Origin of the sequence: Nitrosospira multiformis, from assembly GCF_003050865.1 — a bacterium.
Classification (GTDB): domain Bacteria; phylum Pseudomonadota; class Gammaproteobacteria; order Burkholderiales; family Nitrosomonadaceae; genus Nitrosospira; species Nitrosospira multiformis_E.
The window spans coordinates 53,229-67,416 of record NZ_QAOK01000004.1; the positions used below are offsets into that span (position 1 = coordinate 53,229).

At 53.6% G+C, this 14,188-nt stretch carries 15 protein-coding genes; 5 read left to right on the forward strand and 10 right to left on the reverse strand.

What is annotated here, in order from left to right; genetic code table 11:
* Positions 1-4 precede the first annotated feature (4 nt).
* Positions 5-772 carry an MBL fold metallo-hydrolase gene (locus C8R21_RS03370; RefSeq protein ID WP_107761522.1) on the forward strand — a complete coding sequence of 256 codons (768 nt, stop codon included), beginning with the start codon at positions 5-7 and terminating at the stop codon, positions 770-772.
* A gap of 82 nt (positions 773-854) precedes the next feature.
* Here the strand turns inward: C8R21_RS03370 and C8R21_RS03375 are convergent, their stop codons facing one another.
* The 10 genes from C8R21_RS03375 to cysB form a co-directional block, all read right to left on the reverse strand.
* A complete protein-coding gene (locus C8R21_RS03375) occupies positions 855-1,061 on the reverse strand; it encodes a hypothetical protein (protein ID WP_107761440.1) in 207 nt (68 codons plus the stop codon).
* A gap of 229 nt (positions 1,062-1,290) precedes the next feature.
* Complete coding sequence (locus tag C8R21_RS03380) at positions 1,291-1,596, reverse strand: hypothetical protein (protein ID WP_107761441.1); 306 nt, start codon at positions 1,594-1,596, stop codon at positions 1,291-1,293.
* Positions 1,597-1,762: 166 nt separating this feature from the next.
* Complete coding sequence (locus tag C8R21_RS03385) at positions 1,763-1,972, reverse strand: hypothetical protein (protein WP_107761442.1); 210 nt, start codon at positions 1,970-1,972, stop codon at positions 1,763-1,765.
* 178 nt (positions 1,973-2,150) lie between these two features.
* Positions 2,151-2,375 carry a hypothetical protein gene (locus C8R21_RS03390; protein ID WP_074708697.1) on the reverse strand — a complete coding sequence of 75 codons (225 nt, stop codon included), beginning with the start codon at positions 2,373-2,375 and terminating at the stop codon, positions 2,151-2,153.
* 361 nt (positions 2,376-2,736) lie between these two features.
* Positions 2,737-3,051, reverse strand: coding sequence for a P-II family nitrogen regulator (locus C8R21_RS03395; RefSeq protein WP_107761443.1), 315 nt, complete (start codon positions 3,049-3,051; stop codon positions 2,737-2,739).
* A gap of 14 nt (positions 3,052-3,065) precedes the next feature.
* Positions 3,066-3,656 carry an efflux RND transporter periplasmic adaptor subunit gene (locus C8R21_RS16340; protein WP_258192234.1) on the reverse strand — a complete coding sequence of 197 codons (591 nt, stop codon included), beginning with the start codon at positions 3,654-3,656 and terminating at the stop codon, positions 3,066-3,068.
* A complete protein-coding gene (locus tag C8R21_RS16345; protein ID WP_258192235.1) occupies positions 3,574-3,882 on the reverse strand; it encodes a hypothetical protein in 309 nt (102 codons plus the stop codon). The genes C8R21_RS16340 and C8R21_RS16345 overlap by 83 nt, the downstream gene beginning before the upstream one ends.
* 385 nt (positions 3,883-4,267) lie before the next feature.
* A complete protein-coding gene (locus C8R21_RS03405; protein WP_107761444.1) occupies positions 4,268-5,404 on the reverse strand; it encodes a cupin domain-containing protein in 1,137 nt (378 codons plus the stop codon).
* Positions 5,405-5,545: 141 nt separating this feature from the next.
* Positions 5,546-7,396 carry a DNA mismatch repair endonuclease MutL gene (gene mutL / locus C8R21_RS03410; protein WP_107761445.1) on the reverse strand — a complete coding sequence of 617 codons (1,851 nt, stop codon included), beginning with the start codon at positions 7,394-7,396 and terminating at the stop codon, positions 5,546-5,548.
* The gene (gene cysB, locus C8R21_RS03415) at positions 7,393-8,319 is read right to left on the reverse strand and encodes an HTH-type transcriptional regulator CysB (protein WP_107761446.1); all 927 of its coding nucleotides are present in this window, start codon (positions 8,317-8,319) and stop codon (positions 7,393-7,395) included. Before cysB ends, mutL begins: the two co-directional genes overlap by 4 nt.
* A 185-nt stretch (positions 8,320-8,504) precedes the next feature.
* On the opposite strand from cysB, the gene C8R21_RS03420 reads away from it, so the two are divergent.
* From C8R21_RS03420 to cysN, 4 genes are all read left to right on the forward strand, one after another.
* The gene (locus C8R21_RS03420; RefSeq protein WP_107761447.1) at positions 8,505-10,598 is read left to right on the forward strand and encodes a nitrite/sulfite reductase; all 2,094 of its coding nucleotides are present in this window, start codon (positions 8,505-8,507) and stop codon (positions 10,596-10,598) included.
* Positions 10,599-10,640: 42 nt separating this feature from the next.
* On the forward strand, positions 10,641-11,363 hold the full coding sequence (locus tag C8R21_RS03425; RefSeq protein ID WP_107761448.1) for a phosphoadenylyl-sulfate reductase: 723 nt from the start codon (positions 10,641-10,643) through the stop codon (positions 11,361-11,363).
* 207 nt (positions 11,364-11,570) lie between these two features.
* The gene (gene cysD / locus C8R21_RS03430; RefSeq protein ID WP_107761523.1) at positions 11,571-12,506 is read left to right on the forward strand and encodes a sulfate adenylyltransferase subunit CysD; all 936 of its coding nucleotides are present in this window, start codon (positions 11,571-11,573) and stop codon (positions 12,504-12,506) included.
* 294 nt (positions 12,507-12,800) lie between these two features.
* Entirely contained in the window at positions 12,801-14,090 is a 1,290-nt protein-coding gene (gene cysN, locus C8R21_RS03435) for a sulfate adenylyltransferase subunit CysN (RefSeq protein WP_107761449.1), read from the forward strand.
* Positions 14,091-14,188 lie beyond the last annotated feature (98 nt).

Sequence of the window (14,188 nt, forward strand, 5' to 3'; positions counted from 1 at the left end):
GAGCATGCGCTTTGCCTGCTTGGGAAGTGGTTCGCAGGGCAACGCTCTGGTAGTCGAAGCAGGGAACACCCGGTTGTTGCTGGATTGTGGTTTTACGCTCCAGGAAACCGTTACTCGCCTCGGCCGGCTTGGTCTCGAACCGGACACGATAGATGCGGTTGTCGTAACCCATGAGCATGGCGATCATATTTGCGGTGTTGCCCGGTTTGCACGCAAGTTCGGCATCCCTGTCTGGTTGACACATGGCACGTTGCGCAGTGCGGGAAAAGCGTTCGGGAAACTGTCAGGAGTCAATATCATAGAAGGTTACCAGCGTTTTTCCATCGGGGACATTGAGGTAGAGCCTTACCCGGTCCCGCATGATGCACAGGAGCCTGCGCAATTCGTGTTTGGAAACGGTTCGCTGCGACTGGGCGTATTGACTGATACAGGTTGCTCGACTCCCCATATCGAAGCGGTCCTGAGTGACTGTGACGCTCTCGTGCTGGAATGCAACCATGATGCCCGGATGCTGGCAAACAGCGACTATCCGGAAAGCCTGAAGCGAAGGGTGGGAGGGCGTTTCGGTCATCTTGAGAATGCTGCTTCGGCAAGTCTTCTCGCCAGACTCAATTGCAATCGCCTGCAGCATGTCATAGCAGCCCATCTGAGCCAGAAGAACAATACACCTCTGCTTGTGCAGAGAATGCTGAGCGATGCTTTAAACTGTGAAGCAGCCTGGATTGGCGTGGCCACCCAGAGCGAGGGCTTTGGATGGCGCCAGTTGTTCTGACAGGAACAGCAAAAATCAGGGGCAGCAAAGCAAAAAGCCGTCCTGGGACGGCTTCGTTTATTACGCTATAAAGCGTTTTACTTTATTTGGGAGCTTCGTCTGAGGAAGTGTTGGAACCTGCGGCAGCGCCTGCTTCAGGTGCGGCAGCGGACTGATTCGAGGCTGAGGATTCCTGCGACATAATTTTCGAATAGTTTTCCTTTTCCTGCTCGGGAAGCGCCTGGTTCGGCTTGCCACAAGCAGCCATTGTCAGCACTACTGTGGCAGCCAGGAGCGAGAGTCTTATCATTTATTCCCTCTTGATAGTTGATTATGAAATCAACATTCTACATCGGAATGCCTTTGTCCTTCAAGAGACAAGGAGAATAAGGAGGATAGGATCGCTGATGAGCGGTGCGGGAGGTAGCAGGTCATCAGGCAAGTGCCGTTCGCCTGCTCCTGTCATCCCTGGATCTCGAGTATTTGGAGCAAAAAAAAACCATCCGAAAGGATGGCTTTTTTTTGCCTGGGACCAGGGCTTAGTGTCCTTCCGGTATTGCGCTTTTTCCCTCTGGAAGGGGGTTGCCATTCCCGTCGAGTTGATGCCCAGGGAGAACAGCTTGGCCGGAGTATTCATCATCGGGACTTGTGCCAGCGGCTGAAGCGGTTGACTCACCGGCGGGAGCTGCTGAAGTCTTGTCGCCACGCTCTTGATCCAGAGTTGTACCTTCTTCAGTGCGGGTACCGTAGGTTGTCGAATTGGCAGGCAAAGCCTGTTCCGGTCTCTTGCATGCGGAAAGAGCAAGTGCTGCCATCAAAGCGGCGGCGAGAAGCGAAAGTTTCATTGTCGAGCGTCCTTAATAAAATGAAATAGATATGACGGGAATCATATTATATAGTAAAAAATTTCCATTCAATCGAAATTTCCTGCGTCTTGAAGCATCGAGTTATCGAGTTCACGGATTGCACTTTCTCGATTGACGAAAATCACTTTTTATCTGCTGTTATTGGTTATTGTGCCGGGGCTTCCTGCTTGGTATTACCACCGGCAGGTGCTGGTGCATTGCCAGCAGGTTCTTCTTTATCAAGTTCGCTAAAATCGGGCGCTGAGTCGCGTTCGGCCATTGCCGAGGGAGGCGGTTTATCCATAGGATGTTTTTTGTATTCACAAGCGGACAGCATAACTGCCGCCAAGACAATGGCAAGGAGTGAGTATTTCATTATTCAATCATCCTATAGAGTACAAAAATGATAGTTTAACAGAAGCGTTTGAGGATTCAAATCCCCTTATTCTGGTCCTTTTCTCCCTAGAACGGAAATACAATGGAACCTGGATCTAGGTCATTAAAAAAGGCCGTCCCGGGGGACGGCCTTTTTTAATGCTTGGTTAGGCGTATTGTTACTTTGCCTCGTCTTTCGGTGGTTCATCTTTCTTTGTCTCCGTCCCGGCACCTTCTTTCTGGGCCGCTTCAATATCCGCATCGCTAAGTTGCCCTTCACGTTTCTCCCAGAGGCTGGGTGGATATTGGCCGGGTTTTCCTTCTCCCGCCTTGTGCTCCTTCATTTGATCACATGCGGAAAATGTCAGTGTTACCAACGCGGCAGCGAGGAGCGAGTACTTCATTTTTTTAATCTCCTTATAAGGTTTATAACAAATCACGGGTAAATTACAAGAGCGTTTCGGCCATTCAAATCTGAGCGGACCACCATCTAGCAGCACCTATCGTAATAGCAGAATTGCCATTACTTTAATAGCAGAATTAGGAAATATTGTCTAGTCGTTGTGCTTACGTCATTCCCTGTAATGGTTTTGGTTCTCACTGAGGGATTGGCTGAGATATCCATTTTTAACTGGAATAGAACTCAGAGAGGCCGCAGATTGCATTTCTTTGTCCTGGGAGAAATGCCCCCTGCCCAGAGGTAGCCGCATCGTGGTCGCATAAATGATGCGGATGACGTGAAAGTCATTTGACTCCGCTCTTGCATTAGCTCGAGTTCCCGCTTGCCCCGTCGTTTATTTTCCCGTTTTTGCTGACTTCGATAAGATAGACCTTTCCTGCATCCGAGTGATGAGTATTTGCTGCTTGTATCAGGGTATCAAATATAATTTTTACCAATTCGTCGGGGGCAAATATTTCAATGCATTTTTTTGAGGTATAAGGGGTAAAACCATCTCCGCGCGCTTCCGTCGACTCCCTCACAGTCGGATACATTCCTGCAGGGAAGCCAGGTATCTTAAGTAATGTCTGGGTAACTCTTGGCAGCATGAATGGCTGGATATAGGCATGAATTTCTCTCATGAAAAGGCTTCCGGTTAGGCCATTCCTCGATCGTGCGATAAAGGGCGGGAAGCATGGTCAAGGTCAGCAGTGTCGCAGTAAGTAATCCACCGATGATCACGTGTCTTTTGCTCGGCGCGCAGCATCAAGGCGCGGTTCACCACGAGCCGCTCACCCGGCTTCAGGCCGGAAAGGATGACTGCGCGATCCTTGAGGCAGAGGCCTACTTTGACCGGGCGCAACTGATAGTGATAGTCACCCGCGTTCACATATACCCAATCGGATTCATCCTGGACAAACAGGGCGTCCAGCGGAACGACGATCGATAAATCGTCAATATTGCTCAGTACCGTGAGGCGGGCAAACATCGCGGGCAAAAGTCTTCTTTCCACATTGGGTACAATGCATCGCACTTTTACAGTTCGCGTGGTTTCATCCACCACCTTGCTGATATAGCCGACTGTCGCTTTAAATTCCTCTCCCGGATAGGCCGGCACCTCCAGCAGTACCGTAGTGCCGACATGGATCAATCCGATATCCTTTTCAAAAATATCCATCTGGACCCACAATTGATCCAGGTTGGAAATGACGAATAGGGGCGTGGGCAGATCGGGTCTTACTTCCATGCCGGCGTTGATTACGCTCGGTAACTATCCCTGAAATCAGCGAATGTAAAACGAAGCGGTTATCGAGGCGCAGATTATCCGCGCCCAGATTGGCCAGTTCGAGGCGCGCCCGTTGAGCCTCGCTGCGTGCGTGGATCAATTTGTCCTCCATCAGCTCCCACTCCTTGCGCGGGGCGATGTCGTTGTCAAACAGCCCCTTTGTGCGCTCGTAGCTGAGTTTCGCCAATTTGAGATCGGCTACTGCATCTCCGTAGGCGGATTGCGCCTGTCACCCTGCCGGAAACAGGGGAGGAAATACGTGCGGTATTGCTCTCGTCGTAAACTATTTTACCTGTGACGGGCTCCATCAGCGGGCGTCGGATCGGTTCGACGATTTTGTCCTTGATGTACTCGCGTTTCGGGGAATCACCGCCAAGTATTACTTCATCATTCGTGGAGGTCTGGCTCGATTTTGGCGGCTCATGACTGGATCGACAGCCCGGTAAAAGCAGGCTCAATAACCCGACCGCTAAACAGATAAGGTAACGGAGTCCGGAATTCATGGATCTACTCACCTGCCAGTTGGTTTGATAATTTCAGGTCATTTCTCTATTATCGATTCCTGGATTTGATCAATCTGCTTCGATATCTTCAACATAAACGTAACCATCGAGATACCATTGATAAAGCAGCGCCTGTGCTTCGGCATCGATATCCCTCACAGGAGATAAGGCAAGGCGATCGGCCAGTTCTCCTAATATCCGTTGTGCAGTTTTTCCAACTTCATATACGTCTCCGTTCAGGAAAATCCTGTTTTCCCTGAAGAGCATGCGGCTTTTCAGATCCAGTTGCAGTTTCCCCTTTCTTATCCGACGCACGAATTCCCGTTCGGATATCGGCTCCGGGGGAGGCGTAAAAAAAACGTGAGGTTTGGGCTCGGTTAAATACATACCGATAAAACGTTCCACTTCCACATTGTCCCACTCGATTTTGTCGAGCGCCGCGATGACCTGGTCCAGCATCGCGGAACTGATTCGTCCGGGATGGGTTTGAATCCTGAGATCCGGATCCTCGTACATGCCCGCCATTTCGCAGCTATCCTGGAGATGAACGAGAAACTGTGTCGCGAGCTCCTGATAGGTTGGCGCGCGAAAGCCGATGGAGTAGGTCATGCAGGATTCCACCGCCACGCCGTCGTGCGCGTAGCCGGGCGGCAGATACAGCATATCGCCCGGTTCCAGTACCCATTCCTGCTCAGGCCTGAAATCCTGCAGAATCTTGAGCGGCGCGGCGGCCACCAGCGTTCTGTCCTTCTGGCCCGATATCCGCCAGCGTCGGCGGCCTGTCCCTTGCAGCAGAAAAACGTCGTAGGAGTCAAAGTGCGGTCCCACGCCTCCGTCTTCGGGAGCATAGCTGACCATCAGATCGTCGAGCCGGGAATGCGGAATGAAGTTGAATTTCAGCAGCAGTTCACGCGCCGCCGGAAAGAAGTGATTGACGTCCTGCACCAGCAGAGTCCAGCCTTTCTTCGGCAAGCGTGCGAAAGTGCGGGGCGCGAAGGGACCATGCCTCACCTCCCACCGGCCGTTTCTGCGGGTAACCAGACGCGACTGCGCATCTTCCTGACAGGCCAGGTCGATAAGCTCAGTCGCATCCAGCAGCCCTCTGAAATCCGGCAAGGCTTCGCGTATCAGCAAAGGTTTTTTCTGCCAATGATCCCGCAGGAAGTGGTCTGGCGAGATGTCGCCCAAAAGCCGGATTTTCGTCATGGGATCATCGGGTGTAAGCAATCGGGTGTGAGCGTCTGGGTAAGGGTAACAATGACTGCAACGACAAACAGAGGCAGGTGCAGCGGAGTAACGGTGCCATCATTTCGGACCTTCCCGGGGATGATCGTGCAAGCCATTCTCTTACCTGCCACGCATGAACATCTTATCCAGGTCAGCAAGGCTGATCTCAAACCATGTCGGCCTGCCGTGATTACACTGGCCGGAACGTTCGGTTATTTCCATTTCCCGCAGCAGCGCATTCATTTCCGGAATGCTCAAGCTGCGGTTGGCCCGAACCGCTCCGTGGCAGGCCATCGTGGCGAGGAGTTCGTTTCGCCTGCCGGTGAGTACCTGGCTCCCTCCAAATTCCCGGATTTCGTTCAACACGTCATGCGCGAGCGTGACCACGTCGGCATCCTTGAGCGCGGCAGGTACGGCTCGTACCGCGAGCATCGTCGGTGAGAACGGGGAGATCTCGAAACCGATTTCATGCAGAACAGCACTGTTTTCTTCCGCCGTAGCAATATCCTGGCTATCTGCCCGGAAGGTGGCCGGAATCAGCAAGGGCTGCATGGAGAGCGTGTGGTTGTCGAGCGCCGACTTGAGTTTCTCGTACAGGATGCGTTCGTGCGCGGCGTGCATATCCACGATAAGCAGGCCTCTTTCATTCTGCGACAGGATGTAGACGCCGAGAAGTTGCGCCAGCGCGAACCCCAATGGCGGAATTTCCGGTTCCCGAATAGCCCCTTCCGGCTCCATGGAGGCAAGTTGCCCCTTGAACCCAGTCTGATATCCCATTTGACGAGCGCTGGCATCGGGACCGGAACCGAAAAGCACTTGGTAGAACGCCCGCGGTTGAGCCGCTTTTATCTGAGGCGGCGTCGAGGCAAAAGGAATCGCATCCTGCCGGGAATAAGCGGGAGGCGCACCCGACACTTCTCCGGCTGCCTTCCGGGTGAATTCAGGAAGTTTTCCGGCTACAGTTACTGCTGCTCCACTCGTCAGGTGCGGCATGGCCAGAGCCTTGTCAACCGTGTGGAAGATGAATTGATGGAGCGCACGCGGATCACGGAATCTCACCTCTGTTTTGCCTGGATGCACGTTAACATCCACACCGCCACCATTTATTTCCAGGAATAGTACAAATGCCGGATGCCGATCCAGATGGAGGATGTCGCGATAGGCTTCGCGCAGGGCGTGAGCAACGAGTTTGTCACGCACGAAACGCCCATTGACGAAGAAATATTGCGCATCACCGGAAGATCGGCTGTAGGCAGGAAGTGCGGCCATGCCCCATAACCGTAGATCTGCTGCCTGATCATCGACGAATACCGAGGCCTGACTGAATTCATCTCCTAATACTGTCGCAATGCGCAACCTTGCATCCGCTGTCCGCAAATGGCTGCGTACTACACTGTTATGTTGCAAGGTGAAACCGACGCCAGGTCGTGACAGAGCAATACGCTTGAACACGCTCTGGCAATGCGCAAATTCGGTAGCTTCTGTTTTCAGAAATTTCCGCCGGGCAGGAGTGTTGAAGTAGAGATCGCGCATTTCCACGGCTGTTCCCTGGGCGAACGCAGCAGGCTCAGGCAGGGTGAGTCGTCCTGCTTCCGCCTCTATCCGCCAGGCATGCTTATCTCCCGCACTGCGGCTTACCAGAGCCAGTCTGGAAACGGAAGCTATGCTTGCAAGCGCTTCACCGCGAAAACCCAGACTTGGCACATTCTGCAAATCCTCCAGAGTCCTTATCTTGCTGGTGGCGTGGCGGGCAAGTGCAAGGGGCAGATCTTCTCCGGGAATTCCCGCTCCATTGTCTGCCACCCGCACAAGTTTGACGCCGCCCTGGCAAAGCTGCACCGTTACTTCGGTTGCCCCCGCATCAAGGCTGTTTTCCAGTAGTTCCTTGAGTGCCGAAGCGGGGCGTTCAACGACTTCTCCCGCTGCAATCTGGCTGATGAGAAGATCGGGCAGGGGTTGGATCGCATTCATGGCCGCTCCGTCATGGCTGCCGCAACTGTTGCCCGATCAAGATGTGGGGCAAACATTTCGATGAAATCATACACGTATTTGCGCAGATAACTGTTGCGGCTGATACCAATGCGTGTCGTGCTGGGTTCGAACAGGTGGCTGGCGTCGATGGCTCTCAAATGCCTGTCGCGTGAAGGCTCAAACGCCATCTGCGCCAGTATCCCGATTCCCAGCCCCAGTTCCACATAGGTTTTAATTACATCCGCATCAATCGCCGTGAGCACGACATTGGGGACCAAGCCTTTTGCATCGAATGCCTGGTTGATCTTCGAGCGGCCGGTAAATGCAAAATCATAAGTGATGATCGGGTGTTCGGCGATCGCTTCCAGTGTCAATTCCTTGAGTTTGAGCAGCGGATGCCTGGCTGGAACGATTACGCAGCGGTTCCACTGGTAACAGGGCAGCATGACGAGTTCGCTGAATAGTTCGATCGCTTCTGTGGCAATCGCTATATCAGCCACGCCGGAGGTGACCAGTTCAGCGATCTGTGTCGGATTGCCTTGGCGTAAAACCAGTCGCACCTTGGGGTAGCGTGCGGTAAAATGCTGGATTGCGGAAGGCAGCGCATACCGCGCCTGTGTATGGGTCGTAGCGATAGTCAGAGACCCGCTGGCTTCATTGGCAAATTCCTGCCCCACCTGCTTCAGGTTTTTTGCGTCTCTTAACATTCTTTCGGCAATTTCGAGAATCGCCCGGCCGGGCGGCGTGGTTTCAACCACCCGCTTGCCGTTCCGTACAAAAATATCCACCCCCAGTTCGTTTTCCAGCAGGCGGATCTGCTTGCTGATGCCAGGCTGGGAGGTATGGAGAATTTCTGCCGCCTTGGATAAGTTCAACCCCTGGTTGGCGACTTCGCATAGATAACGCAATTGCTGCAATTTCATGAGTCGTGATCTAAATAATGTTTGGTTATGTTAATCTAACATAATATTCTTTTGCGATATATATGTTCATTGCTATTATCACGTTTTCGATGCATCATGCGCGGTTTCCTGCTCCTCGCATGCGTGGGTGAAGTGAGGAGAGGTGGTGGGGTATGGCATACATAGTGGAATAGTGGAGGATGTAAATGGGTTATCTGGATAACCTCGCAAATGACGGGGAAATAGCTTTATACGATCAGTCGGTACAGGAGTATCGCGATCTGAAAATGGATGTTACGCGCTTTACTGCCGGTCGCCTGCAGATGGGGATTTACGGCCAGCGGCAGGAAGGGGTCAACATGGTGCGTATCAAGCTGCCCGGAGGGAGGGTATCTGCACCGAAACTGAGAACGATCGCCTCCGCCCTGGAGAAATTCTCCCGGCATGACGTGGTCCATATCACCACGCGCCAGGATATCCAGATGCATTACGTGCCCCTGGAACAGACGCCGGCAACCTTGCGCCACCTGGCGGAGGGTGGCTTGACCACCCGCGAAGCCTGCGGCAATACGATACGGAATATAACGACTTGTCCGCTTTCGGGGGTGTGTCCTCGCCAGCATACCGACGTCACCCGTCACCTGGAGGGAACGGTTCGGCATATGCTGCGCAATCCCCTGACGCAGCAGATGCCGCGCAAATTCAAGATCAGCCTGTCAGCGTGCGAGGCCGATTGTGCGCAGGGGATGATGCATGATCTCGGCGTCATCGCGGTACGCAATGGGGACCGCTTCGGCTTCAAGGTGGTCGCGGGCGGTGGTCTCGGACACAAGCCGCATGAAGCAATCGTTGTAGAGGAATTCATCGAGGAGAGGGACCTGCTGCCGGTTATGGAAGCGGTGATTCAACTGCATAACCGCTATTCGGATCGTGCCAAACGCGCGAAATCACGAATCAAGTTTCTGGTGGACAAATTCGGTCCTGAAGGGTTTGTCGAAAAATATCGCGAAGAGCTGGTGCGTACCAAGTCGGCACTGGCAAACATTGATTACCCGAAAGGCGAATGGAGCCCCGGCAAGGATGGGGAAGCGCCGGGCATTGGCGCTCCCCGCCGCATTTTTCCGCAGAAACAGGCAGGCTACTATGTATTCCCCATCAGCGTGCCGATGGGCAACCTGACCGCAAGCCAATTGCGCAGCCTTGCCGATATCTGCGACACCTTCGAGTTGCCCGATATCCGCACCAGCCAGGATCAGAACATGTTCCTGTCCGACGTACCCGAAGCTAAGATCGAGCCCCTGCGCGCTGCCCTTGCTGCATTGGGACTGGGAGTGCCGAAGGCGGGCGATGATGTAGTGGCCTGTCCAGGAACATCCACGTGCCGTTTGGGGATTACTTCCAGCACAATCCTGGGGCCCAAGCTGAGTGGGGGCGAGCACGACCTGAAGATACGGGTATCAGGATGTCATAACGGCTGCGCGCAGCCGGAAGCGGGAGATATCGGCATCTACGGTGAAGGCAAGCGTATGCACGGCAAACTCGTGCCTCATTACCAGATGTATTTCGGTGGTAATGGGATGGCGCGCGGCGCGCTGGCGTTCAAAGGTCCATCGATACCGACAGCGCGTATCGAGGAGGCGGTGAAACGTGTGCAATCGGCTTTTTCAGCCACACGTGAGGCGGATGAGCCATTCTTTTCCTGGGCGCATCGGAAGGATAAAGCCTATTTCAATGATCTGCTGGCGGATCTGGTGGAGGTCAAGCCCGAACAAGTGGAATCTGTTCTACGCGATCATGGCCAGAAGGCTGATTTCAAGGTGTTGCAATTGGGCGGGGGTGAGTGTGCCGGCATAGTGCAAACAAGGACTGGTACGAGCTTTTTCGAAGCGGCACATGAGCGCAATTATCGGGATGCGCTCAAGTTTCAGCTGAAATTTGCCGATTCTGTTGGGTGCGCCGAAGAGATTGCGCGCTTGCTCGCACAAGGCACGCTGGAACTGATTGGCGGTGAGAAGCGCGACGACCTGCCGGGTTTAGCGGAGGAATTCCGACGTTTGCTGCCCACCAAACCGCGGTTGTCCCGGTCGTTGGCCAAATTCGCAGAAGATTTCGCGAGTCCGGCGGAAGAGTTGAATGACGCTCGCCTGACCGAATGGTTTGCCGAATTGGATACGTGGACGATGGAGGTCGCGCAGTTCTGCCTGGATTTCGACCGCGGGCTCGATCTGGAGGGTGCGTTGCCGAGGCCGCTTCCTGTCAGGTCCGCGTTGGGACGGTCGCCTTCCTCGGCGACTGTCTGATTAACTCGATGAATGATTGACTGCGAATAAGTGGTTGGGGGCATGAGCCTGGATCAAAAAATTGCAGAGGCGCGAACATTGCTGGAGGAGGTGCGGAAAGATCATTCGCCTGCCACCTTCGCCAACAGTTTCGGCGCTGAGGATATGGTGCTGACCGATCTCATTGTGCGGCATTATCCGGATATCGAAATGTTCACATTGGATACCGGGCGGCTTCCGCAGGAAACCTATGACCTCATGCAGCAGGTTACCGAGCGGTACGGCATCCGGATTCCAGTCTATTTTCCGGATACTGCCGCAGTGGAAGCGTACGTGGTGCAGAATGGTCCCAATGCGTTTTACGACAGCGTGGACTTGCGCAAGAAGTGCTGTCACATTCGCAAGGTGGAGCCATTGAGACGGGCCTTGAGGGGTAAGCAGGCATGGATTACCGGCTTGCGCCGGGACCAGGCGCCCAGCCGGAAGGATCTGGCCGAATCGGAGTTCGATGCCGAGAACGGCCTGCAAAAATTCAGCCCTCTGCTGAACTGGAGCCAGGCTGATGTGTGGGCGTATCTCAAGCAATTCGATGTGCCATACAATGCTCTGCACGACAAAGGTTACACGAGTATCGGGTGCGCTCCTTGCACGCGCGCTATTACCCCTGGTGAGGATGTTCGCGCCGGCCGCTGGTGGTGGGAGGATCCGGAAATCAAGGAATGTGGCCTGCACCCCGGCAAAAAACGCGGCACCCATAATGCCGTCAGCGCCACCTCTGCCGGTTAAGGCGCGGCAGTAAAGGATCTGGCTGTTTCAGACTGAATGCAGGTTCCGGAGAGCGGGAATAAAAGGCGTCAGCAGGCGCAGCAGGGATAGCAGAGACAAGGGAATCGGATGAAGCGCCCTGAACTGAATGGGGATTGTTTGATGGACGTTATTTTGAATCAAATGGATGAATTTGCACCTGTTGCAGGACCGGTTGCAGGTCTTGTGATGAAGAATGAACCGGTGGTTATCAAGCGGCGTGTCGCGCGACAACTTGGCCACCTTGAAGCACTGGAAAGCGAAGCAATCCATATCATGCGCGAGGTCGCGGCCGAGTGTGCCAATCCAGCTCTACTCTTTTCCGGTGGCAAGGACTCGATTGTTCTTCTGCGTCTGGCGGAAAAGGCTTTCCGTCCAGGACGTTTCCCGTTTCCTTTGATGCATGTCGATACCGGCCATAATTTTCCGGAAGTGATCGAGTTTCGTGACCGCCGTGTCAAACAGCTCGGTGAGCGCTTAATTGTTGCCAGCATGGAAGACTCGATCAAGCAGGGAAGGGTGGTGCTGCGCTCGGAAAATCAAAGCCGTAATCCCTTTCAATCCGTGACGCTGCTGGATGCCATCGCCGAACATGGTTTCGATGCCTGTATTGGCGGTGCCCGGCGCGACGAGGAGAAAGCTCGGGCAAAGGAACGCATATTCTCCTTCCGGGATGAATTCGGCCAATGGGATCCGAAGAATCAGCGCCCGGAATTATGGGATCTTTACAACGCAAGGGTTCATCCGGGAGAAAATATCCGCGTATTTCCCATCAGCAACTGGACGGAACTCGATGTGTGGGAATACATTTCACGCGAGGGGCTGGAGGTGCCGCATATCTATTTCGCCCACAGGCGTGATGTCATTCGGCGTGGCAGTGGACTTTTGCCGATATCCCACCTGGTTCAGCCGAAGGAAGGGGAAAAGGTTGAAAATCTCATGGTGCGCTTCCGGACGGTGGGGGACATGAGCTGCACCTGTCCCGTGGAGTCGGCAGCGGTCGGTATTGGGGAAATCATTGCAGAGACGGCGGTTACGCGAATTACTGAGCGGGGTGCAACGCGCATGGACGACCAGACATCGGAGGCTTCCATGGAGTTGCGCAAGAGAGAAGGATATTTCTGAGAGGCCTTCCCATCTCCCGAGCGACTCCGGTTTTCCTTTATTTCTATAAATTTGGTAAAAACCACCGTCTTTAGACGGTGACTTTGACTTTAAATGTGTTGACTCATGCGCGCTAGCTTGGTGCGGATAGGCGACTTTAGTCGTCTGCACCCAAGCTGCGCTAACCCACCTACTTCTAGTAGGTGGTAGTTTAGTAAGATGACAGCTTCGGAAAGCGGGTAATCTCCGATCTTGTTTCATCCTTGTTTCAGTTTATAAAGTAACGGGAAAGCAGAATTTCAAGACGAGTGTTAAATGTCAGCTATTGAAAATATTTCTTTCGATCATTCGGAGTTGTTGCGTTTCATTACCGCAGGTAGTGTGGATGACGGCAAAAGCACGTTGATCGGCCGCTTGCTGCATGACTCGAAATCGATTTTTGAAGACCAGTTGAGCGCGATCACCCATACTTCGCGCAAGCGCGGGATGGAAGCTGTCGATCTGTCGCTGCTCACCGATGGCCTCCAGGCAGAGCGCGAACAAGGCATTACCATCGATGTGGCCTATCGTTACTTCGCCACGCCCAAGCGCAAGTTCATCATTGCTGACACGCCGGGCCATGAGCAATATACCCGCAACATGGTGACCGGCGCTTCCACCGCCAATCTTGCCATTATTCTGATCGATGCGCGCAAGGGCGTGCTCACGCAATCCCGTCGTCATGCCTACCTCGCCAGCCTCGTCGGTATTCCTCATCTGGTGGTGGCGGTCAACAAGATGGATCTGGTGAATTACTCCCAGGACGTATTTGAACGAATCTGCCAGGAGTTTCACCGTTTCGTTGCCGGACTCAATCTGAAAAACATCGCCTATATTCCGATGTCTGCGCTGAACGGCGATATGGTGGTCGAGCGCGGCAACAACCTCGGCTGGTACGAAGGCATGACGTTGATGGATTTACTGGAAAAGGTTCCGGTTGACCATGACATCAACCTTGAAGATTTTCGCTTTCCCGTGCAATTGGTGTGCCGCCCGCAAACGGAGGAATGGCATGACTTCCGGGGCTACATGGGCCGTATCGAATCCGGTTCCATCAATGTGGGTGACGAGGTGCAGGTTCTGCCTTCCGCCCTGACTTCGCGCATCAAGGAGATTGTTACCTATGAAGGAAATGTCGAGGGTGCGGTTGCGCCCCAGTCGGTAACGCTGACGATTGAAGATCATCTGGACATATCAAGGGGGGACATGCTGGTAAAAATTTCCCAGCTTCCCCAGGTTACAAAAGAATTTGATGCGATGCTGTGCTGGTTGTCTGAGCAGAGCCTCGATCCCCGACGCAAATACCTGATCAAGCACTCTACACGGTTGGTAAAAGCCGTCATATCCCGCATAGAGTATCGGCTGGATATCAATACCCTGAAACATGAAGCCGCCGATATTCTCAAAATGAATGACATTGCGCGGGTATCGCTCAAGGTCCATCAACCTCTCGTATGGGATGCATACCAGCGTAACCATGCGACCGGCAGCTTCATCGTGATTGATGAGGTTACGAACAATACCGTGGCCGCGGGGATGATTTGTCCTTCAAAAGGCCAGGGCTGACGGTAAGCCCGAGGCTGCCAGGTAGTAGCCGGGGTGTTAATGCTGCAGGACTGGCAGCAACACGCAGTCCGGAAAGCTCAACAAGGCGTATGGGGAGA

Bases quoted from the DNA above. Each gene is read 5' to 3' on its own strand.
- C8R21_RS03370 (WP_107761522.1), top strand. From the start codon at position 5: ATGCGCTTTGCCTGCTTGGGAAGTGGTTCGCAGGGCAACGCTCTGGTA.
- C8R21_RS03375 (WP_107761440.1), bottom strand. From the start codon at position 1,061: ATGATAAGACTCTCGCTCCTGGCTGCCACAGTAGTGCTGACAATGGCT.
- C8R21_RS03380 (WP_107761441.1), bottom strand. From the start codon at position 1,596: ATGAAACTTTCGCTTCTCGCCGCCGCTTTGATGGCAGCACTTGCTCTT.
- C8R21_RS03385 (WP_107761442.1), bottom strand. From the start codon at position 1,972: ATGAAATACTCACTCCTTGCCATTGTCTTGGCGGCAGTTATGCTGTCC.
- C8R21_RS03390 (WP_074708697.1), bottom strand. From the start codon at position 2,375: ATGAAGTACTCGCTCCTCGCTGCCGCGTTGGTAACACTGACATTTTCC.
- C8R21_RS03395 (WP_107761443.1), bottom strand. From the start codon at position 3,051: ATGAGAGAAATTCATGCCTATATCCAGCCATTCATGCTGCCAAGAGTT.
- C8R21_RS16340 (WP_258192234.1), bottom strand. From the start codon at position 3,656: ATGGAAGTAAGACCCGATCTGCCCACGCCCCTATTCGTCATTTCCAAC.
- C8R21_RS03405 (WP_107761444.1), bottom strand. From the start codon at position 5,404: ATGACGAAAATCCGGCTTTTGGGCGACATCTCGCCAGACCACTTCCTG.
- mutL (WP_107761445.1), bottom strand. From the start codon at position 7,396: ATGAATGCGATCCAACCCCTGCCCGATCTTCTCATCAGCCAGATTGCA.
- cysB (WP_107761446.1), bottom strand. From the start codon at position 8,319: ATGAAATTGCAGCAATTGCGTTATCTATGCGAAGTCGCCAACCAGGGG.
- C8R21_RS03420 (WP_107761447.1), top strand. From the start codon at position 8,505: ATGGGTTATCTGGATAACCTCGCAAATGACGGGGAAATAGCTTTATAC.
- C8R21_RS03425 (WP_107761448.1), top strand. From the start codon at position 10,641: ATGAGCCTGGATCAAAAAATTGCAGAGGCGCGAACATTGCTGGAGGAG.
- cysD (WP_107761523.1), top strand. From the start codon at position 11,571: ATGAAGAATGAACCGGTGGTTATCAAGCGGCGTGTCGCGCGACAACTT.
- cysN (WP_107761449.1), top strand. From the start codon at position 12,801: ATGTCAGCTATTGAAAATATTTCTTTCGATCATTCGGAGTTGTTGCGT.